Genomic DNA, 20770 nt, shown 5'->3' on the forward strand with positions numbered 1-20770 from the left:
TTTATGATACCATAAATATAGAAAGACGCAACCGTTATTCTGCCGCTGTATTTCCTGTTTGGAGAAAGGAGCTTTGCCGTGGAAATCATCAAAGCCGTCAACGGCATCTTTTGGGGCTGGCTGATTGCCGGTCTCCTGCTTTCATGCGGTATTTTCTACACGATCCGCCTCGGCGTGCCGCAGGTAAGGTACTTCACCCAGCTTGTGCCAAACCTCTGGAAGGCCAGCCGCGACGCGACAGGCGTCAGTGCATTCGGTGCGCTCTGCTCGGCCATCGGCAGCGAAGTCGGTGCGGGCAGTCTCGTCGGCGTTGCAACGGCGCTCGCCTCGGGCGGTCCCGGCGCGATCTTTTGGATGTGGGTAACGGCTATCCTCGGTATGCCCATCATGTTCGGCGAGGCGGTGCTCGCGCAGATGTTCCGCGTGCGAAACGAGGACGGAACGACGTTTCGCGGAGGTCCCGCATACTACATGAGACGAGGGCTGAACGCCCGCGTGCTCCCCATCCTCTTTTCTGTCTCGGTCATTCTCGGCAACGGCGTCGTTTACTGCATGGTACAGAGCAACTCCATCGCGGGGTCGTTCAGCGGTCAAGCCGCGCTCCCGCCGCTCGGTGTCGGGGCAGTGCTCGTGATCCTTACGGCGCTCGTTATCTTCGGCGGCATCAAACGACTGTCCACCGTCGCGTCCTACGTCGTTCCCTTCATGGCGTTCGCCTATATCATCCTTGCGCTCATCGTGCTCGTGACGCACGCTGAGTGGATTGCCGATATGCTCCGCCTTATCTTCGACTCCGCATTCGGTATTCAACAGGCGGCGGGCGGGGCGCTCGGCTACACGGTACAGGAGGCATTCCGCTATGGCGTCGCACGAGGGCTGTTCAGCAATGATGCAGGCGCCGGAACGACTCCGTCCATGCACGCGGCGGCAAATGTCAAGCATCCTGTGAACCAAGGGCTTTCCGGAATGCTCGGTGTTTTCGTGACGACGATCATCGTCTGCAGCTGCACGGCATTCTGTATCCTGCTCTCGGGCGCCCTGAACGGTGATCTGAAAGGGATCCAGCTGACACAGGCCGCATTCTCCGCTTCGTTCGGCGATCTCGGCTACTGGCTCGTCGCCGCTGCGATGTTCCTGTTCGGCTATACAACGCTGCTTGCCAATATGTATTACGGTGAGGTGAATACGCGCTACCTCTTCCCGGACAAGGAACACGCCGTAACCGCATATCGGATCTTTGCGCTCGTGCTCATCTTTTTCGGCTCTATCGTTCCCGTCACTTCTATGTGGGAGTTCTCCGATCTCTTCGGTGCTCTCATGGTGCTTTTCAACGTTATCGCATTGTTCCGCCTGTCCAAATACGTCGCCTTTGCACTCAAAGACTACCAGCAAAAGAGAAAAACGACCGATACGCCGCTATGGGACTATGACGCGGACGTCGTCGAACTCTACCGCAGCCGCAACGGCAACTGAATCCGTAAAGGAGTTGTATTATGAAAGATCTCAAGCAAACCTGCCGTCTCGGTCTCATCCAGGCAGCCCCCGTTATGTTCGACAAGGCGGCGTCTCTCGAAAAAGCGCTTGCATGGATCGAGAAGGCAGCAGCACAGGATGCCGAACTCATCGTATTCCCCGAGTTATTCCTCCCCGGATACCCCTTCGGCATGACCTTCGGGTTCACTGTCGGCAGCCGCAGCGAGGACGGCCGCAAGGATTGGAAACTCTACTATGACAACTCCGTTGTTTGCCCGGGGGCAGAAACCGCCGCCATCGGCGCCGCGGCAAAGAAGCACCATGCCTATATCAGCATCGGCGTCTCTGAACGTGACGATACGACGGGTACACTCTACAATACAAATCTGATGTTCACACCCGACGGTGCGCTTGCCTCCGTCCACCGCAAGCTCAAGCCGACCGGCGCGGAGCGGTTTGTCTGGGGCGACGCGAACCGCGGCTACTTCCCCACGATCGACAGTCCATGGGGGCCGTTGGGAAGCCTCATCTGCTGGGAGAACTATATGCCGCTCGCGCGCGCGGCACTCTACGAACGCGGTGTGAACATCCTCATCGCGCCGAACACGAACGATGTTCCCTCGTGGATCAACACGGTACAGCACATCGGGCTTGAAGGCCGCTGCTACTTCATCAACGCGGACATGGTCTTCACGCGGGACGACTATCCCCGCGCCCGGCTGCACTGCTCCGAGGAGATTGATCGGCTGCCTGAGATTGTCTGCCGGGGCGGCAGCTGCGTGATCGATCCATTCGGCAATTTCTATACCGAGCCCGTCTGGGACAAAGAGGAGCTCATCGTCACGACGCTCGACCTCGGCAAGGCTGCGTCGGCCAAAATGGAGTTTGATCCCTGTGGTCACTACGCACGCCCCGACGTACTCGAACTCAAAATCAACGACAAATAAACTCTGCAGGCGCCACATTCTGCACAAATGGATGAGGAGAGCAGTATCATGAGAACAGAACACGATTTCTTGGGCAGTCTTGAGGTACCCGACGATGTGTACTACGGCGTCCAAACGATGCGCGCCATCGAGAATTTCCGCATTACAGGGCAAAAACTTGACCCTGATTTCATCGTGGCACTTGCGCAGGTAAAAAAAGCTGCGGCGCTTGCAAACATGGACACGGGGCGTCTCCCGCATGAGATTGGTGATGTTCTCGTACGCGCTGCCGACGAGGTCATTGCGGGCGAAATGTTCGACCAGTTCCCCGTCGATCCGATTCAGGGCGGTGCCGGCACATCCGTCAACATGAACATGAACGAGGTGCTCTGCAATCGTGCGCTCGAGCTGCGCGGCGAGGAAAAGGGACGCTATGACATCATCTCGCCGAACAATCACGCGAACATGGCACAGTCCACGAACGACGCGTTCCCGACGGGCATCAAGGTGTGTCTCTCGGCGAAGGGGACGCGCTTTGTCTTATCGCTCGACCGGCTTGCCGCAGAACTCGAGCGCAAGGCGACGGCATACCGCGGCATCCTCAAGATGGGGCGCACGCATTTGCAGGATGCCGTCCCCATCACGCTCGGGCAGGAGATGGGCTCGTACGCGTCCGCGGTGCGCCGTTCGATTCGGCGTATCCGCTACGTTCTGCGGCATATCCATACGATCAATATGGGCGGCACCGCCGTCGGCACAGGGCTCAACGCGGAGCCGGCATATATCAAGGCGGTCGCAAAACGTCTCTCGGAGGTCACGGGCGAGCAGTACCGCACGTCGCAGAACATCATCGACGCAACGAACAACACCGATGCGTTCGCCGACGTCTCGTCCGCACTGAAGAATGCGGCGCTCGTCCTCATCAAGCTTGCCAACGATTTCCGCCTTATGGCATCGGGACCGCGCTGCGGGCTGAACGAGCTGCATTTGCCGATGCGTCAGCCGGGCTCGTCCATCATGCCGGGCAAGGTGAACCCCGTCATCGCGGAGGTGCTCGATCAGGCGTGCTATCAGGTGATCGCCGGCGATCTCGCCGTCACGCTCGCCGTGGAGAACGGGCAGTTCGAGCTGAACGTGATGAAGCCGGTGATGGCGTTCAACATGTTTAACTCGCTGAATTACCTCACGCGTGCGGTCGATACCTTCGTCGAGAAACTGCTCGTCGACCTTGTGCCAAACATCGATCAGTGTCAAAAGTGGCTTGACAACAGCGTCGGTATCGTCACGGCGCTCCTGCCGCACATCGGGTATGAGAAATCCGCCGAACTCGCACGCGAGGCTTATACAACAGGAAAGCCCATCCGCGAGATCGTCCTGGACTGCGGTCTCCTCTCGAAAAAGGAGCTCGATCACATCCTCTCCCCGCGTCAGATGACACGCCCGGGCATCGCCGAATAAGTTTTCTCTGCCGATACACGACATGATTTTGCTGTGTATCGGCTTATTTTATTGAAATTTTTCCGGTGCATTGGAAAGGATTTCGCCCGTATCTGCCGAAAATAATTCGAATAAGGTAATTTTCTGTATTTTTTAAGGAGGTCGTTTCATTGGCTATCACCGGAGGAATTATTGTTATCCTCGCCTTTGTTGCCATCATCAAAAAGTACGAGACACGCATGGTGCTCATTGCCGCAGGTTTTTTAATGTGCTTCATCGGCGGCGTAGGCGGCAATGCCGTCGCAGCATTCAGCAAGACGATGGTGCACGGCTCGCTTGTGCCGGTCATCTGTACGGTCATGGGCTTTTCGTATGTCATGAAAATTACGACGTGCGACCGTCACCTCGTCGAATCGATCTCGGGCGTCATTACGCGGAGCAAATTCATCCTCATTCCGCTGGCAACGCTCCTCACATGGTGGATCAACATCGCCATCCCAAGCGCTGCCGGCTGTTCGGCGGCGGTCGGCAGCATCCTCATCCCCACGCTCATGGCTGCGGGCGTCCATCCCGCGATGGCGGCGGCGGCGGTGCTCGCAGGCACATGGGGCAGCGCGATCAGTCCGGGACAGGCGCACAACATCTTCGTCGCCGACCTCGCGCAGACCGACCTCATGACCGTCATCATGGCGCAGGTGCCCGCCGCGATCATTGCCTCCATCGTCGCGGTGATTACCCTCACCGTCATCGCAGCCGTACGCAAAGAGGGGCCGGATGCCGCGCGCAGTGCGGCATATCTTGCAGAACTCGAGAAGGAGGAGGGCGGCAAGAACTTTAAGGTCAATGCCCTTTACGCGCTCGTTCCCCTCGTCCCGCTCATTCTGCTCGTGCTTGGCAGCAAGCAGATTGCGTTCCTCCCGCTCGTCGATGTGCCGACCGCGATGATCGTCGGCACAGTGCTCGCGATCATTGTCACACGCCAAGATCCCCAGGAGATTACAAAAAAATTCTTCAACGGTATGGGCAGTGCCTACGGTGATGTCATCGGGCTCATCATCGCCGCAGCAGTCTTTACCACGGGTATGGCGGCAATGGGGCTCACGGACAGCCTGATCGAAGCGATGGAGGGATCGGAATCCGTTGCCAAGCTCGCGGGCGCATTCGGTCCCTTCCTCATCGCCGTTATCTCCGGCTCGGGCGACGCGGCGGCGCTTGCCTTCAACGGGGCGATTACCCCGCAGGCGGCTTCGTTCGGCATGAGCATCATCGACCTCGGCTCGCTCGCACAGATGGCAGGTTCCATCGGACGTTCCATGTCGCCGGTCGCGGGCGCAGCACTCGTCTGCGCAGGGCTTGCAAAGGTCAGCCCCATGGAGCTCACCAAACGCAACGCTCTCCCGATGCTGCTCGCGACCGTCACGTTCATGATTGTGCTCTTCCTCTCATAGAAAGCGTAACGCCATGATCAACAAGAAAAGAGTTTTGGACGAGTTCTTCGCGCTCGTCTCCATCCGCTGCTCCACCCTCGACGAACGGGAAATGGGCAATCTGCTCACCGCTCGGCTGCGGGAGCTCGGCGCCGCGGAGATTCATGAGGACAATGCCGGGGAAATCCTCGGCGGCAACTGCGGCAACATCGTCGCGAATTTCAAGGGATCGGTTTCCGGTGTTCCGACCGTCATGCTGACGGCACATATGGACTGTGTAGAGCCGTGCGCGGGTATTCGCCCACAGCTCGTGGACGGCGTGATCCGCTCGGACGGTACAACCATTCTCGGAGCGGATGACAAGGCGGGCGTCGTCGCCATCCTCGAGACGCTGCGCTGCCTGCGCGAGCAAAACATCCCGCACGGCGATCTGCAGATCGTCTTTACCGTCGCCGAGGAGGGCGGCGTGAACGGCTCGCAGAACATCGACCAATCGCTCTTGCACGCCGACGTCGGCTTTACACTCGACACGCACGGTCACCCCGGCATGGCGGCGTTCAAGGCGCCGGGCAAGAATCAGATCGAGGTCGCCGTGCGCGGCAAGGCGTCCCACGCGGGCGTTGACCCCGACACAGGACGCAACGCCATCATCGCCGCAGGCAAAATCCTCGCCGCCATGCCGCAGGGGCGCATCGACGAGGAGACCACCTGCAACGCGGGACGCATCACGGGCGGCACGGCGACCAACGTCGTCGCAGAATTTTGCACAATCAATTTCGAATCGCGCAGCCGCGACAAGGCAAAACTCGACGCCCTCACCGCGCGCATGGTTGAGATCGCCGAGCGCACGGCAAAAGAAGCAAACTGCACCGCGACCGTCACCGTCAAGAAGGACTACGATCCCTACGAACTCCCGCAGGACGCGCGCGCGATCCGGTATCTGCGCCGCGCCGCAGGCGTGCTCGGATTCCCCGTCATCCTCGAGGAGGAGGGCGGCGGCTCCGACGCGAACTTCTTCAACGCGTACGGCATCCCGACCACCGTCCTCGGCGTCGGCATGACCGACTGCCACACGAAGGAAGAATCCCTCCTCGAAGAGGATCTCTACAATGCCGCCGAACTCGCCCTCGAGATCGTACGGCAGGCGGCGCTCAAATCCTAAAAAATCTCCCATGACAGCAAAGAGCTGTGCACTTGCGCACAGCTCTTTGCTGTACATAACGCATCTATTTTAACACCTGTTGCTAACCCCTTTCCCACGTGATATAATCACTTCAACGATCAACGAAGGAGGAGGCGGGACCATGAAAAAAGGAAATACAGATCAAGACGCAGACGCGCGTGTCCCCGCACTCATCCCGCAGCCCCCCACCTCCGTCGGAACCGTCCGCCCCATGGACGCCCCCGCGCTGAGCGTCCGGCAGGATGCCATCACACCCGAATATTTCATCACGCATTTCTATGAGTATCTGCCGCGCTACATCGCGGGCGGCGCCCCGACCGAGGACACGCGCGACACCTACGAGCTTGCGATCCGCCTGTTCCTCCGCTGGTGCGTCGCGCAGGGACTGCACCCGCTGAATGACGTCCGCGACTATCAGATCCGCGTCTACATGGAGGAGATGCGCCGCAGCAATTACAGCGCTGCGACCCTCATGATCAAGGGCGCCGCCATCCGCGCCTTTTATAAAGTCGCCCAGCGGCTTTCCTTTATCGCCGAAAATCCCTGCGCCGACCTCCAACTGCGCAACCCGCAGCACCTTGACGAGGACTATAAATATCTCACCGTCGACCAGATCGGCGAGATCTGTGCCTATCTCAAAGAGGACAAAGACGCCCTCAAACGCCTCCGCAATCTCCTCATCGTCTACCTCATGGGCGTCGAGGGACTGCGCGTCGTCGAGGTCATGCGCCTCTCCGATGAGGACATCGACTGGCAGCGCGGGCGCATCGAGGTTCGCGGCAAAGGACACGCGGGGCTCATCTACCCCTGCGAAGAAACCCTAGAGCTCCTCAAGGCATACCTCGAGGAGCGCGGCGCAGTGCCGCAGGAAAATCGGCTCACGCCGACCATCATCTCCTGCTCCCCCAACAACGCACAGGGGCGTATCTCGCGCGTCGGCATCCGCTACGTCATCAACCGCGCGCTCACCGCAGCGGGACTCAAACAGCCCGGCTACGCCTGCCACCTCTTCCGCCATAGCTGCGGCACGAACCTCTACCAAGAGACCAAGGATCTGCGCGTCGTACAGGAAACCCTCCGCCAGCGCAGCCCCAAAGTCACCGCCAAATACGCCCACGTCCACGACCGCATGGAACGGCGCTATACACGCGGAATCACCCCGGGTGTGAAGGTGGATGAGTAAACATAATGCCGTTAGATAACCGCCGTTTTTCCGACATAAAGGCGTATACATAAAACCGTGTAGGTCCATAGGACACACACGGTTTTTATATTTTATATTCTGATTTCTGTTCTTTTATCCATTGCCCGATATGACCGAAACCGATCTAATCGCCGTAATATTTTCAATTCCTTTTCTAACCGATCACTCCCCTCTTGCTCGACCGGCTACCGCCTCGTTGATCAAATTCTCCCATGCAGACCATATTCGATCAGGCGCATATTGCCGCATAGATTCGCGTGCCGCTCCCCCCATCTGTACGCGCAGAGCACGGTCTGACATCAATTTTTTCATTGCCGCCGCCAGAGGTTCAACCCCATCCTCGCATAGCAGCCCCGTTACACCGTCACGAACCAATTCGTTTACAGCCGCGCAGCTGCGATAGGCAATCACGGGCAGCCCTTTGCTCATTGCTTCTGCCGGCGCAAGGCCGAATCCCTCATACGCGCTCGGAAATACGAAGAGATCTCCCGCCGACAACACCTCTTCCACATGCGTTGTAACACCTTTCAAAAACACACGCTCCGTTAAACCGCAGCTTTGAATGTACTTTTCAAGCTCATGCGTATATTTCCTGCGGCTCTCCGCTCCCCAGATTTCTACTTGCCAATCGAGAAACCGATCTGCAATACGCGCAAAAGCCTCAACGAGAAGATGCGGACGTTTATGATTTCTTACCAAACGCCCAACGAATATGATCTTATATACAGGCTTCTCCACAGCAAGATCGACCGCTTCCTTATACTGGTCGACAACATTACCGATCACAACCGTTTTCATGTCCGGAAACCGTCGTGTAATTGCCTCGGCAAACGACGGCATCAGAACTTGACAGGCAGCGCTCTTGCCGAGCGCCGGAATCTCCTCTGTCGCATATGTGTGAAAATAATCCTCAGGATCCCCGTGCGACATCGTAATCACAGGAATATGTGTCCCTATATCGGACAGTAATAATTTACTCGAGGCAGGCTGAAACGCAACAATGACATCCGGTTGAAATTTTTGTAAAACTGCGCGCGCCTGATCCTGCAATCGTCCATAGAACGTATCATTTACCCCACGCGCACGCCGAATATCGAATGGGCGAAGCAATTCGCGTTTGAGTCTTAAACACAGCGGATACTTGATATGCTTCCCGCCATAGTGCTGTAAATTATAGTGTTCGACGGAATCATCAAGCGGGAAAAAAGGCGCCCCCTCTTTGTCGTCACAATGAAACATCGCCACCGTATGTCCGCGGCGGCTCATTTCATTAGCAAAGAGACAGTTCACCTTCTCCATTCCTCCGGTCGCCCCCACAAGGCCGGCTGTGTTTGCAGTCAGAATGCGCATATACATCTCCCCCCTAATAAAGAATATATCATGCGCGCTCCTCAATATCCGTATTTTTTTCTGAAAAGAAACGTGCCGAAGCAAGCACTATCCCGGCAATCATCCAATACTCACGCATAATCGGTACTTGGTTCATATTCGTATCGGTCATCCCCTCAAGGAAGAGGCCAAAAAGTGAGAGCATGCCCATCATACCAAAGGTAACGCCGTGCTGCCCACGCGCAGCACGATTCAAACGGTAAAACTGCATAAAAAAGTAACCGTGTAGGAGGAAAAACGCCATAATACCGAGTATGCCTCCCTCACTCAAAATCTTCAGCACAATATTATGCGGATGTCCATGGCCATATTCCTTTGCCTCCGGCGGATAATATTCTCCATTATATAAGGGGCCATACTGCTCAAGGCCAACCCCTGTGATCGGATGTTCCTCAAAGAGGCGGATCGCCACCGACCACATAAGCCTACGCTCGCTGTTACTCTGAAAAGAAGCGTCTCCGATCGTCGCGAGACGTGCCGTCATCCCGGGGACAACTGCCAAGAGTAGAGAAAATATCAAAAAGACGGTGGCTATTCCGCCAAGGATATGCTTTCGATTTCCCTCGTAGAGGAAAAAAAACAGAATACAGACTCCAAGGAAAGCAATCCATGCGCCGCGTGTCTCCGATAAGAGCAACATGGGAAGTCCCGCCGCCGCAACAACAAAGGAAACGCGGCGTTCATACGGACGCAAGATATTTAGGGATGCTGCACACATCGCAACAGGCGTGCACATGAGCAAAAACGACCCATAAAACGTCGGCCAATGGCAGAATCCATAAGCACGTTGATGCAGTACTGTGTATTGATACAGTCCATAAACATGGTTCACCGCGATGAGCAAAACAAACGCGAGCATTGTATACCGCAACTGGCTTTTGGTGTGTAAAAAAGCAAGCGGAAATAAGAACGGCAGAACACGATGCAATTCGCCCGCCAGTTCCCTAAAGCTCACCATCGGCTCTAGTGAACAGACCGCCACAATGATCTGTAATCCAAAATAGACGGCAAACACGCATATAAGTGATCCCCCCTCCTTCAAGAGACGTCGTCGTAGGCTATCATCCGCTAAAATAAGAATAGTACCAATAGCGATGAGCACACTTGCAACGCCCGTCGTGATGTTTGCGGCAAACACGAGAAGGATAAGGAGCTTATATGCCTGTTGCTCCGAAAATCTCCGAATCATATGGACTGCCCTTTTCTCAGTTCAAAATCCCCTGCATATGATGCATAACCTCTGCATCGATCTCATCAAGCATCCGGAAGCGCCGCCGATAAACGGCACGTTTTCGCGTGGGGATTTCTTCGATTGTTTTGCGATGGAGCGTGAGAGGCAGTTCATAAAATCGATGATCCTCCGTCAAATGCCCGCCGACTTCCTCCCAAAAAGCGCCGAAGTCCGTTTTCAATTTTCGATCGCGCCGCACATGGTTGTTGGCATAATACCCCGCATTGGACACGGCAAAGATATGCCGCACGCCAAGCGCACGTGCCACTACCTGCGTTATGAAAAGGATGAGATTCTTCGTGCGGAACCGATGTGCGCGTTTGGTCATCTCACGAACAAAATCCTGTGCATCATCAGTATTCGGTCCCTGCATGGCTCCGATTACCAATACCGGTTCTCCATCCCGGAGATCGAGCCAAAAGATAATTTGGTACAGATGCACGCCGTCCACATCCATGATCACGGAGAGCAATCCTTCTTTACGCTGTCCCGGCTCGAATTTAAGATAAGCTCGCCATTCTATATCATCTTCAGGCGATCTCCAAAGCTCATGGATACCGTCAAGACCGAGATGAATAAACCGCTCGGCGTTTAATTTCTCTTCCAAGAATGCATAATGTGCCTGAATCAGGCGAATACGACTGCCGACCGTAGAGCCCGCATAAAAAAAGGCGCGCGTCGCCTGCTCTATCATATAGGGATTTCTTGCATAGAGTTCCGCTCGAACCTCGTTCTCATGAAAAAATTGATATAGCTCACGAAGTTCATTCCAATTCAGCGCCGCACGCAGCATAAAAACAATAGCACGCCGCCCCTCCCGTAAATGATTGAACCGATAGGCGCGGCGCGCAACATCATAAATCTCTGCAAGCATAAAATAATTCCTCTAAAACTTCTAGCGGTCTCCTCTATTTTTATGTGGTGACAGAAGTTCCGTAAGCCGTGTGGCAAACTTCCTAGGCGCGTACTGCTCTGCGGCGCGCGCAAGCTCCGCATGATATTTTGGCGCATTGACATCGTAATTATTGATGAAATGCTCTATCGTACGCCCGAGCGCCTCCATATCGCCGCTGGGGAATGTCTCTCCAATGTGAAAGGATTCAAACACCTCCGGATTCATATCATCGCTCGTGAGCACGGGTTTCCGGAAGCCAATCGCAGTAAAGAGCATCGCCCCCCAATGATAACGATACCGAGGTGCAGAATACGGCATGAAAAGAGCATCGACATTTGCAATCGCACGCTGCCACTCCGCCCCAATCAAGCCGCGATGCAGGAACTCAATGCCGTGTCCCTCATATAAAGCAATGATGCGTTCAAACTCTTTGGCATCCTCATCGTGCATCGTCGAGCCTTGAACGAGCAAACGGACAGGTCGCCTATAATTTCCCGCAAGATAGACCTGCAGGAGATCTTCAAGTCGTTTCTCCCTGCGAAATTGTCCAAAAAAACCGATGGTGATCGGATGATCTTTTTGCGGTATCGGTTTCTGTTCTATTTTAATATCACGCGGTACGAAGGTCGGCGGCAAAACCGTATAAATATGATCACGCTTCCGGTCGAAAATCGCATCGCCAAAGGTAATCACAGTCGGATAAATATTAGGATAGTTTTCCAAGCGATCTGCTACATACAAGAACTTAGACGCTTCTCCCGGGTTCACTCCATGCTGAATAAAAATAATCGGTACGGGAGATCGCCGCAGTATGCTGTGTGTGAGCGCTCTCAGATAGCGATATGTCGATGTCGGAACAATAAGGGCATCATATGCCCCCGCCACCGCCGCCGAATAAAGTCGGCGATACCAGCCAAAACGTCTCCGCTCACGCCGGGCAGAAAGAAAAAGCTTCTTGAGTCCGCGCGCACTCGTGTATTGAACGGATGCCCCCGCAAGATAAGTGACAGGCACATGGTAGTCCATACCGAATTGAAATCCTTCCGGCACATAAAACGAAATCTCATGTCCCAGAGCACGCAGCTCCTCAACGAGAATACGGTCAAAATCGACCTCATGCCCGCCGGGCGTCATGATATTCTCAAAGATAGCGATGCGCACGTTTTCACTCCGTTCTGCCTTATTGCTTCATCCTGCTTGTTCACCCAAGTTCTCTCCGTACCGCCGCGCACAAATCTCCGCCCGTATAGAGGACGCCGCGGACGCCCGCCTGCTCGGCGCAGGTAATATCGCGCGGGGCGTCGCCGATCATGAGGGAGGCGGCGGGGTCGATGTCGTGCTCGCGCAGGGCGCGCAGGAGAAGCCCCGGTGCGGGTTTGCGGCAGTCACAGTCCTGCCGGTAGGCGGGAATCTTTGCCGCAGGATGATGCGGACAATAGTAGAACGCGTCGATGTGCGCGCCGCACTTTTGCAGCTCCGCATTCATCCAATCGTGCAGGCGCGTGACGTCGTTCTCGGGGAAGTAGCCGCGCGCGACGCCGCTCTGATTCGTGACGACGATCGCGAGATAGCCGTGCGTATTCGCCCAGCGCACGGCATCGATCGCGCCCTCCGTCCACACGAAGTCCGCGGGATCGTGGAGATAGTCCACATCGACGTTGAGCGTGCCGTCACGGTCGAAAAAGATCGCCTTATTCTTCGGCATAGGAGAAATATCCGCCCGCATCGAGGAACGCGCAGTACTCCCGCACCGCCGTCTCCATAGGAGTAAATCCGCCGTCGTAGCCCGCGGTGAGGAGCGAGGTCGTATCCGCCTGCGTGTAGTTCTGATATTTGCCGCGCAGCACCTCGGGGAAGTCGCGATAGGCGATCTTTCCCGTGCCGAGCGCGTCGATGACGGCACGCGCCGCCTCGTTGTACGTGTGCGCCGTTCCTGTGCCGCAGTTGTAGACGCCGCTCTCGCCGCCGCTTTCCCAAAACCACAGGTTGACGCGCACGACGTCCTTCACATAGACGAAGTCGCGCCGCTGCGCGCCGTCCGCGATGCCGTCCGTCCCGCGGAAAAGGCGCGTCTCGCCCGTTTCCTTGATCTGATTGTAGAGCTGGTAGAAGATCGACGCCATCTTCCCTTTGTGGTGCTCCTGCGGTCCGTAGACGTTGAAGTATTTCAGCCCGACAATCTGACTACGCGCCTCGGGGATCACCTGCCGCACATAGCGGTCAAACGCGAGTTTTGAATATGCATAGGGATTGAGCGCATCCTCGCATAGATCTCCCTCGGTGAACCCATGCTTTCCCCCGCCGTAGGTCGAGGCGGAAGAGGCGTAGAGGAAGGGGATGCGCGCCGCCATGGCAAAGTGAAGGAGCGCCTTGGAATATGCGTAGTTTACCTTCATCATGTAGTTGACGTCGTACTCCATCGTGTCCGAGCACGCGCCCTCGTGGAAGATGGCGTCGATGTCCGTCCCGTCGAACTCGCCGTCCTCAATGAGCCGGAGGAAGTCGTCCTTGTGCCGATAGTCGATGAAATGCAGTCCGCGCAGGTTCTTGTAGTTCTCGCCGTCCTTCAGGTCGTCCACGATGAGGATGTCCGTATGTCCGCGCCGATTGAGCTCGTGGACGAGATTGCTGCCGATGAATCCGGCACCGCCGGTAACGATGATCATGCCGTCACTCCTTCCTCACGGTCGAGCACAGCGAGGAGCTCTTCTCTGCTGACCGCATACGTGCCGACCTTCGAAACGACGACGCTCGCCGCGAGATTCGCGAGATATGCGCCGTCCGCGGGCTTGAGTCCGCCCGCAAGCGCGAGTCCAAAGACCGCAATCACGGTATCGCCCGCGCCCGATACGTCGAACACCTCCTGCGCGTGCGTCGGGATGTGGGTAACCTCGTCGCCGTGGACAATGGAAAGTCCTTTCTCCGATCGCGTGAGAATGAGGTTGCGAATGCTGAATTTGCGCATGACGTAACGCGCCGCTTTTTCCACGTCAAAGTCCTCGTTCGCAATGGGTTCGAGGAGCACCTCGTTGATTTCCTTCAGATTTGGCGTGATGTAGTCGGCATCCTTATATTTCGCCCACTGCGTCCCCTTCGGATCGATGATGACGGGAACGCCGTGATCGTGTGCGGCACGGATGATATGCTGCGCCGCAAATTCGGTGCACGAGCCTTTGCCGTAGTCCGAGATGATCACGCAGTCCATGCTCTCGTTCAGCTTACCGTCGATATAGGAAAGGTACTGCTTCATGTAGTCGCCGTCCACTGCACTGGCGTCCTCGAAATCAAGGCGCAACATCTGCTGATGTCCGCCGATGACGCGAATCTTCGTCGTCGTCGGACGGTTCGTCCGGACAAGTCCTGTGTAGTCGATGCCGCGCGCGGTGAATTTCTCGAGCAGCGTCCTGCAGTGCACATCGTCGCCGACAAAGCCCGCGATGCTGACGTGCGCGCCGAGAAGCGCGATGTTGTGCGCCACGTTTGCCGCGCCGCCGAGCGTCTCGCGCGTCCCCGTCACATGCGTGATCGGCACGGGCGCCTCGGGCGAGATGCGCGTGACCTCGCCGGAATAATATTTATCCAGCATGACATCGCCGACAACGAGAATGTTGCTACGCACGCTCTTTTCCGCAACGACAGCGCGAATTTTGGTCATGTCCATGAAACCGCTCCTATCTCCACTGATTCGGGTGTTCGTCCTATTATTGTATATTGTACCGAAACTTTCGCCGGACTGCAAGCCTCACGCAATGTGCAACCGCCTACAAAGTGCCGATACCCCAACTTTTTCGCTCAATACCCCAACTTTTTCGCCCAACACACCAACTTTTTAGCGCAATACCCTAACTTTTTAGCGCAATACCCTAACTTTTTAGCGCAATACCCTAACTTTTTAGCGCAATACCCTAACTTATGGACGCTTACTTCTTGCGCCGATAGTACACAAACCGCCCCCTACGCATTTTTTCAATCAAATCCTTTTTCATCAATCTCCTCACAGCGATCAAGGCACCTACACCTGACTTGATCCGCGTAATCTCTTTGATCTGTTTGGTTGTAATAAGCTCATTCTCACACAGATACTCATAGATCAGCCGATCTGTGGGATTGAGACCAAGCGCCTCGGACACGGTAATTTCAGGTTCCGGCATCGTCTCCGCGCATTGGTATTCGGTGTTTAGACGATAGGTCGTCCACCGTCCCTTATGATTCATACGCAGCATTTCCCGTTTGGTCAGCCCATACAACACCTTCCCGATGTCGGTCGGATGGAGATCGAGCAGCGATTGCAGCTGCGTGTTACTGACCTCATCCTCCAAATAGGCTGTCGTCAGGATAATCTGCTCATGCGACGAAAGGCGCCCATATGCCGCCCCAAAAAGTTGGTACAAATAATCCGTACACTCCTGCGGCATCGCCGAGATCGTCCAAAGCTTCAGCTCTACGATATGAACGTCAAGATTATCACTGAGATCCGGCTTGCGCCAGTTTTCCTCGCCCCATGCCGACAAAATCGTAGGGAATCCCGAGCCGATATTATCCCCCAGACCGATCATACGAAGCATCGTCTGCATCCGTGGGTTCCGTGTTGCCGAGTGTCCGCCGCTATAAATCATATCGATCGGGAGTTTCAGATTCCCCGGGTTCGAAAAATAAAAGCCGTGATCCTTCTTGATAATTTTGAGCACGCCGGAGATCAAATAGTCGCTGTGGATGATCAGATTGACAAACGCCTCACGGACGGCGCGATGTACCGCCGTATCGTCGATGCGGACAATCCCCTCCAAGCGGAACGGGCGTTTAATATCCCCCGTCAACTTTGGAATGACCCGCTTGAGAAAATTATATAGATTATTTTCCCATGTGCCGTCGTAGGTCAGCCGATCACTCCACCGGCTTCCCGGCAGTCGGTTTGTCTCGTCGATATAGTCCATGCGGATATGGTCAAATCGCTCGCGGATTGGCAGCCCTTTCCCAAACATAAGAAGTCCCGCCGTCGTCAGCCCCTCACGCTCGGAAGGGCGCTCCACCGTATATCCGCCAAGGTTCATTAAAAAATCGCGGTGCGGCAGTGAACTCAAAACATGCCCCGGATTGCGTATATCAAACTCCATACGATAAGCGGCTAGTGTATCAAGGTCGATGTCATCCATCGTATACCCCTCTAGGAGTGTCCCGTCGTTCCCCACATCACTCGCATCGCGGAGCATTGCCTTGATTTCTTCTTCGGTGCAGTGATAATCGCCCTCGTATCCGCGCTTAAAGGTATTTTTAAGTATGTTCTCATTGAGGTACACGGGACGCTGCAGATACGTCGCCTGCGGGACGTCAATACAGACAAGAGTTTTCCCGTTGACCGCCTGTGTCGTCACGTCCGCATCAACAAGGATATTCACACTGACCTTATTACTGTTGATCGTATTCCAAAAATCAGCAATCAGCTTGTCCGGATTCTGCACGCCGCAAATGTGATATGCGCGTTCCCCGATTGGTGCGTCAAGCTGTTCCTCTACGCCGAGCACAATTGTCCCGCCGCGCGTATTGGCAAACGCCGAATAGGTCTCCCATATAGACCGAGGAAGACCGCGCTCCGCTTTTTTATACTCGAGTGTCAAGCTTTCTCCATAGCGCAGGAGATCTTCCACATTCCGCATGTACCGTTCACCTCATTTTCCCTCGGCTCTCGTAACTTTGCCCCGCATGAACACATCAGAGCTGCTTCGTATACCGATAGGACTCGTATTCCTCCATGCACTGATAGCCGAGACGTTCGAATGTGCGGCGCGACGCTTCGTTCTTCTTTTCCACATAGGCGACGAGGACGCTGCGCGGGTGGCGCGTGCGCATATGCTCTTCGAGCAGTGCGACCATGCGCGCGCCATAGCCGTGCCGACGGTATTCGGCGGCGATGCTGCACGAGATGACGAATCCCTCGTCCCTTTGGTTGACGCGGATGCGCCCGATGGGGGTCTCCCCCCGCATGAGGATGAACAGCTTTGCGCCCGGATCACGCAGCGTCTCCTCCACCCACAGCAAATGCGTCGACGCATCGAGCTTTTTGCTGTGAATTTCCCGTGACGTTCCATCGTTACGCCATTGAAACAAGAGCGCGGCATCCGCCATGGTTGCCTCCCGCAAAAAAAGTGTATCGATCGTCTTCACCGCCCTTCGCTATTGGAGCATTCGATTTCGTATAAACTTTGCAAATCGTCTCTTTATTATACCACAAAAGCGCAGCTCGTTATATAGCTGCGCTCTTTTCAGGTGCATTTATTGTTGAAAAATTTTTAGCCGAGGACGATCTTGAGCGGCGTCCCCTCCATGTAGGTCTCGGGATGCCCGCTCTTCAGCGCCGTGCGGTAGACCTTCATCGCGTCTTCGAACACGTTGAGCGAGAAATCCAGATCCTCCTGCGTATGCGTGTAGCACGGGAACACGTTCCATCCGAGCAGCACGCCGCGCTTGACGCTCTCCTGCATAAATATGGAGTTATAGAGCCAGTCGCGCCGCCCCTCGTAATCCGTGTAGTCAAAATTCATACGGCACGGGTAGCCGATGAGGTCGATCGGCACGCCGATGTCCTTGGCGAGTTTGCGGAAATTATCTTGGAGGTACTTCCCCTTCGCCCAAATCGCCTTCGTCACCTCACCGGACTCCAGTTCCTTCATCACGGCGATGCCCGCCGCGAGGGAAAGGCACTCGCCGCCGAACGTCGTCGAGATGAACACCTTCGGATCGACGTCCTCCATGATGTCTTTGCGTCCCGCGACCATCGCAAGCGGCATTCCGTTCGCCATCGCCTTGCCAAATGTGGAGAGATCGGGCATCACGCCGAAATACGCCTGCGCGCCGCCGATGCCGAAGTGGAAGCCGTTCACGATCTCGTCAAAGATGAGCAGCGCGCCGTGTTCATGGCAGAGCGTTTTCAAATCTTCGAGATAATGCTCCTGCGGCGCCTCGTGTTCAACGGCTTCGGTGATGACCGCGGCGATGTCGTCCGGATATGCTTTGAAATAGTCCCGCACCTGTTCAAGGTCGTTGTAGTCAAATTTATGGATATAGCTGTGCGACTCCGGGAGGACGCCGCCCTGCCGGTCGTGCTCCGCCGCCGTCGTCCATTCGTGCCAGCCGTGGTATTTGCCGCGCAGGACGTGCCGCCGCCCGGTGTAGGCGCGCGCGATGCGCACCGCCGCCTCCGTCGCGCCGGAACCTGTCTTGAGGAAGCGTACCTTGCCCGCGCTCGGGATATGCTTTACGCACAGTTTTGCGTATTCGACCTCCTCGGGCGCGACGAGCGAGTAGCCCATGCCGCGGCGCAGCTGCGCGACGACCGCATCGTCGACAGCCTTGTATTGATAGCCGAGCAGGACGGGACCCATGCCCATGTCGTAATCGATGTATTCCGTGCCGTCCACGTCCCAGACGTGCGCGTCCTTGCCGTGATCAATATAGATCGGCGAGACGCCCTTGATGTGCGTCTCCGTCCCCTTGCTGTAGAGCTGGCAGCCCGAGAGGATCGTGTCCTGCGCCTCTGCCCAAAGCTCGTTGGATCGGTCAAGTTTGCGGTTTAGAATTGCGCTCATATACTGTAGTGACTCCTTTGTTTTGCTTCATCTTTTCCGAGGCTTTTTGAAAAGCCTTCTATATCTAGGCAACTGTTATCTGCTCTGCGGGAGGGATGATATTACGACGCGTCCCGCCGCCCCCGGCGGAGAGAGTGCGAAGCGTCCGTCCGCCTGCATCTCAACAACGCGCGTTTCAAATTGCGTCGGGCGCGGCAGTTCATAGGCGGAGCGTCCGCCGGTCTCGGCGAGGAGCCGGTCGGCGTACGTCAGGATCAGCTCGGGCGGCATCCGCTTCATGCACATCATGTGCTCGTCGCCTGTGAGCGGGCATTCGTGGATGCGGCAGGGGTGGCACGGGACGGGGGCGCGCACGGAGATGCTCTTTGCGTCGTAGGGGTAGAACCCCGGGATGGGTGACGCGCCGAACATGCACAGGACGGGGACGTTCATCGCGACACCGACGTGCATGGGACCCGAGTCCGTCGTGATGAAGAGGGCGCACCGCCGCAGAAGCCCCGCGAGCGTGCCGAGCTTTACTTTCCCGGTAAAGATATGCAGATGCGGATGCGCCCGCTCCTGCATCTGCGCAACACAGGCGTCTACAATCTCGACGTCCATGGGGCCGCCCATCATGGCGACGTGATAGCCGCGCGTGAGATAACTATCGGCGACGGCGGCAAAATAGCCGGACTCCCAGCGTTTCGTCCGCCAGCTCGCACCGATATTGAGCGCGACGACCCGATCCCCGGGGGCAAACTCCGCCGCCCACAGGCGCGCCGCCTCTTCCTCCGCTGTGGTCGGCACCCACATCTCGAGCCCCGCGTCGTCGATCGTGCCGATGACGCCCGCATCGCGCAGCGCTGCATAGTGAGAGTGGATCTCGTGCATGATCTTATTTTGATCGGGGCTTACGGTGTCAAATGCGAGGGCAAAGCCCGGCTTTGCATAGCCGACGATGCGCCGCCCGCCCGAGAGTGCGGCGAGCGCCGAGGCGCGTTCGTTGCGGTGGAGATTGACGACGAGATCGTATTTTTCTTTCCGCAGCTTCATCGCAAAGCGGAGGATGCCGAGGAAGCTGTCGTCCTTCCCTTTTTTATCGATGAAGAGACAGCGATCGACATGCGGGTTCTCGCGCACGATGTCGGCGAGCAGAAGGTCGGCGAGGAGTGTGATGCGCGCGGCGGGGCAGTTGTGCCGGAGCGTACGCAGGACGGGCGTCATGAGCATGAGGTCGCCGAGGTGCATGAGGTTGATGACGAGGATGTTTTCGTACATGCGCCCTCAGTCCTTTGCCTGCATATAATACAGCTTCACATATTTTGCCATCGTGTAAAACGCGTGGAACGCGCCAAGGACAAACCCAAGCCGCCCTTCGAGGATGCCGCCCTGCAGGATGTAAAACCGAAAGAACGCAAACGGCGGATCGAGCAGCACTTTTGCAAACGAGCAGGTCTTGCCCGCCGCATGTTGACGCTGTGCCATCAGCGTCGTGTATTGGTTGAATTTTTGAAAATAGCGATCCCAGCTCGTATATGTGTAGTGATAAAGCTCGCCCGTGAGTCTGCGAACGGGCAGCTCCGTGCAGACGCGTTCATGGACAAGCCCCTCCCAGCGAACGGCATCGCGCGGGAAAAACCGCAGGCACAGATCGGGACGATGCCCGCCGTAACGCATTTTCTGCCCAAAGGCGATATTGACACGCTTGATCTCATAGGCAGCCTTGGGGTTCTCCTCCGCGATGCGGCGCATCGTCTCCCCCGCCGCAGGCCTGACGCGCTCGTCCGCATCCAAATAGAGCACCCAATCCGCCGTCGTCTGCGTGAGTGCAAAATTGCGCTGTGCGGCAAAGTCCCCCGCGAGCGGGTGAGAAATAACGCGCGCCCCCGCCTCTGCCGCGATCTCGCGCGTCCGATCCTCGCTCTCATCGTCAATCACGAGGATCTCATCGGCGAACGCCGCACTCCGGATGCACGCGCCGATATGGGCTTCCTCATTGTGCGTGAGAATAATCACCGCGATTTTCACAAAATCCTCCTTGCC

18 protein-coding genes are annotated in these 20770 nt (G+C 56.3%); 6 read left to right on the plus strand and 12 right to left on the minus strand.

Translation table 11 applies throughout. The features are described 5' to 3' along the window. The first annotated feature begins 78 nt into the window (after positions 1-78). The 6 genes from HMPREF1147_RS09365 to HMPREF1147_RS09390 all read left to right on the plus strand — a co-directional run bounded on the left by HMPREF1147_RS09365 (position 79) and on the right by HMPREF1147_RS09390 (position 7629). Positions 79-1473, plus strand: coding sequence for a sodium:alanine symporter family protein (locus HMPREF1147_RS09365; RefSeq protein ID WP_009658660.1), 1395 nt, complete (start codon positions 79-81; stop codon positions 1471-1473). A 20-nt stretch (positions 1474-1493) separates the two neighbouring features. Next, positions 1494-2420, plus strand: coding sequence for a carbon-nitrogen hydrolase family protein (locus HMPREF1147_RS09370; RefSeq protein WP_009658723.1), 927 nt, complete (start codon positions 1494-1496; stop codon positions 2418-2420). 48 nt (positions 2421-2468) lie between these two features. Next, on the plus strand, positions 2469-3857 hold the full coding sequence (locus tag HMPREF1147_RS09375) for an aspartate ammonia-lyase (RefSeq protein ID WP_037351382.1): 1389 nt from the start codon (positions 2469-2471) through the stop codon (positions 3855-3857). Between the two features lie 149 nt (positions 3858-4006). After that, complete coding sequence (gene dcuC / locus HMPREF1147_RS09380; protein WP_009658596.1) at positions 4007-5284, plus strand: C4-dicarboxylate transporter DcuC; 1278 nt, start codon at positions 4007-4009, stop codon at positions 5282-5284. A gap of 13 nt (positions 5285-5297) precedes the next feature. Then, positions 5298-6425, plus strand: coding sequence for a M20/M25/M40 family metallo-hydrolase (locus HMPREF1147_RS09385; RefSeq protein ID WP_009658714.1), 1128 nt, complete (start codon positions 5298-5300; stop codon positions 6423-6425). A 142-nt stretch (positions 6426-6567) separates the two neighbouring features. Further along, a complete protein-coding gene (locus HMPREF1147_RS09390; RefSeq protein WP_009658659.1) occupies positions 6568-7629 on the plus strand; it encodes a tyrosine-type recombinase/integrase in 1062 nt (353 codons plus the stop codon). Positions 7630-7812: 183 nt separating this feature from the next. Here the strand turns inward: HMPREF1147_RS09390 and HMPREF1147_RS09395 are convergent, their stop codons facing one another. The 12 genes from HMPREF1147_RS09395 to HMPREF1147_RS09450 all read right to left on the minus strand — a co-directional run bounded on the left by HMPREF1147_RS09395 (position 7813) and on the right by HMPREF1147_RS09450 (position 20755). Next, positions 7813-9000: a glycosyltransferase gene (locus HMPREF1147_RS09395; protein ID WP_009658710.1), complete on the minus strand. Its 1188-nt coding sequence runs from the start codon at positions 8998-9000 to the stop codon at positions 7813-7815. Positions 9001-9028: 28 nt separating this feature from the next. Then, positions 9029-10228, minus strand: coding sequence for an O-antigen ligase (locus tag HMPREF1147_RS09400; protein WP_009658643.1), 1200 nt, complete (start codon positions 10226-10228; stop codon positions 9029-9031). 16 nt (positions 10229-10244) lie between these two features. Further along, a complete protein-coding gene (locus tag HMPREF1147_RS09405; protein ID WP_009658726.1) occupies positions 10245-11144 on the minus strand; it encodes a VirK/YbjX family protein in 900 nt (299 codons plus the stop codon). A 21-nt stretch (positions 11145-11165) separates the two neighbouring features. After that, entirely contained in the window at positions 11166-12326 is a 1161-nt protein-coding gene (locus HMPREF1147_RS09410) for a glycosyltransferase (protein WP_009658647.1), read from the minus strand. 40 nt (positions 12327-12366) lie between these two features. After that, positions 12367-12870, minus strand: a complete 504-nt coding sequence (locus HMPREF1147_RS09415) for a D-glycero-beta-D-manno-heptose 1,7-bisphosphate 7-phosphatase (protein ID WP_009658725.1) — start codon at positions 12868-12870, stop codon at positions 12367-12369. Next, on the minus strand, positions 12857-13831 hold the full coding sequence (gene rfaD / locus HMPREF1147_RS09420) for an ADP-glyceromanno-heptose 6-epimerase (RefSeq protein WP_009658652.1): 975 nt from the start codon (positions 13829-13831) through the stop codon (positions 12857-12859). The genes HMPREF1147_RS09415 and rfaD overlap by 14 nt, the downstream gene beginning before the upstream one ends. Then, positions 13828-14826 carry a D-glycero-beta-D-manno-heptose-7-phosphate kinase gene (rfaE1, locus tag HMPREF1147_RS09425; protein ID WP_009658601.1) on the minus strand — a complete coding sequence of 333 codons (999 nt, stop codon included), beginning with the start codon at positions 14824-14826 and terminating at the stop codon, positions 13828-13830. Before rfaE1 ends, rfaD begins: the two co-directional genes overlap by 4 nt. Before the next feature lie 259 nt (positions 14827-15085). Beyond that, positions 15086-16819, minus strand: a complete 1734-nt coding sequence (locus HMPREF1147_RS09430) for an RNA-binding domain-containing protein (RefSeq protein ID WP_009658649.1) — start codon at positions 16817-16819, stop codon at positions 15086-15088. Positions 16820-16874: 55 nt separating this feature from the next. After that, on the minus strand, positions 16875-17303 hold the full coding sequence (locus tag HMPREF1147_RS09435; protein WP_232208080.1) for a GNAT family N-acetyltransferase: 429 nt from the start codon (positions 17301-17303) through the stop codon (positions 16875-16877). Between the two features lie 149 nt (positions 17304-17452). Beyond that, on the minus strand, positions 17453-18748 hold the full coding sequence (locus tag HMPREF1147_RS09440; protein WP_009658720.1) for an aspartate aminotransferase family protein: 1296 nt from the start codon (positions 18746-18748) through the stop codon (positions 17453-17455). Positions 18749-18823: 75 nt separating this feature from the next. Next, complete coding sequence (locus tag HMPREF1147_RS09445) at positions 18824-20005, minus strand: glycosyltransferase family 9 protein (RefSeq protein ID WP_009658670.1); 1182 nt, start codon at positions 20003-20005, stop codon at positions 18824-18826. Between the two features lie 6 nt (positions 20006-20011). Then, on the minus strand, positions 20012-20755 hold the full coding sequence (locus HMPREF1147_RS09450; protein ID WP_009658629.1) for a glycosyltransferase family 2 protein: 744 nt from the start codon (positions 20753-20755) through the stop codon (positions 20012-20014). Between the last annotated feature and the right edge of the window lie 15 nt (positions 20756-20770).

The sequence above is a fragment of the Selenomonas sp. FOBRC9 genome (assembly GCF_000287655.1).
GTDB lineage: Bacteria > Bacillota > Negativicutes > Selenomonadales > Selenomonadaceae > Centipeda > Centipeda artemidis.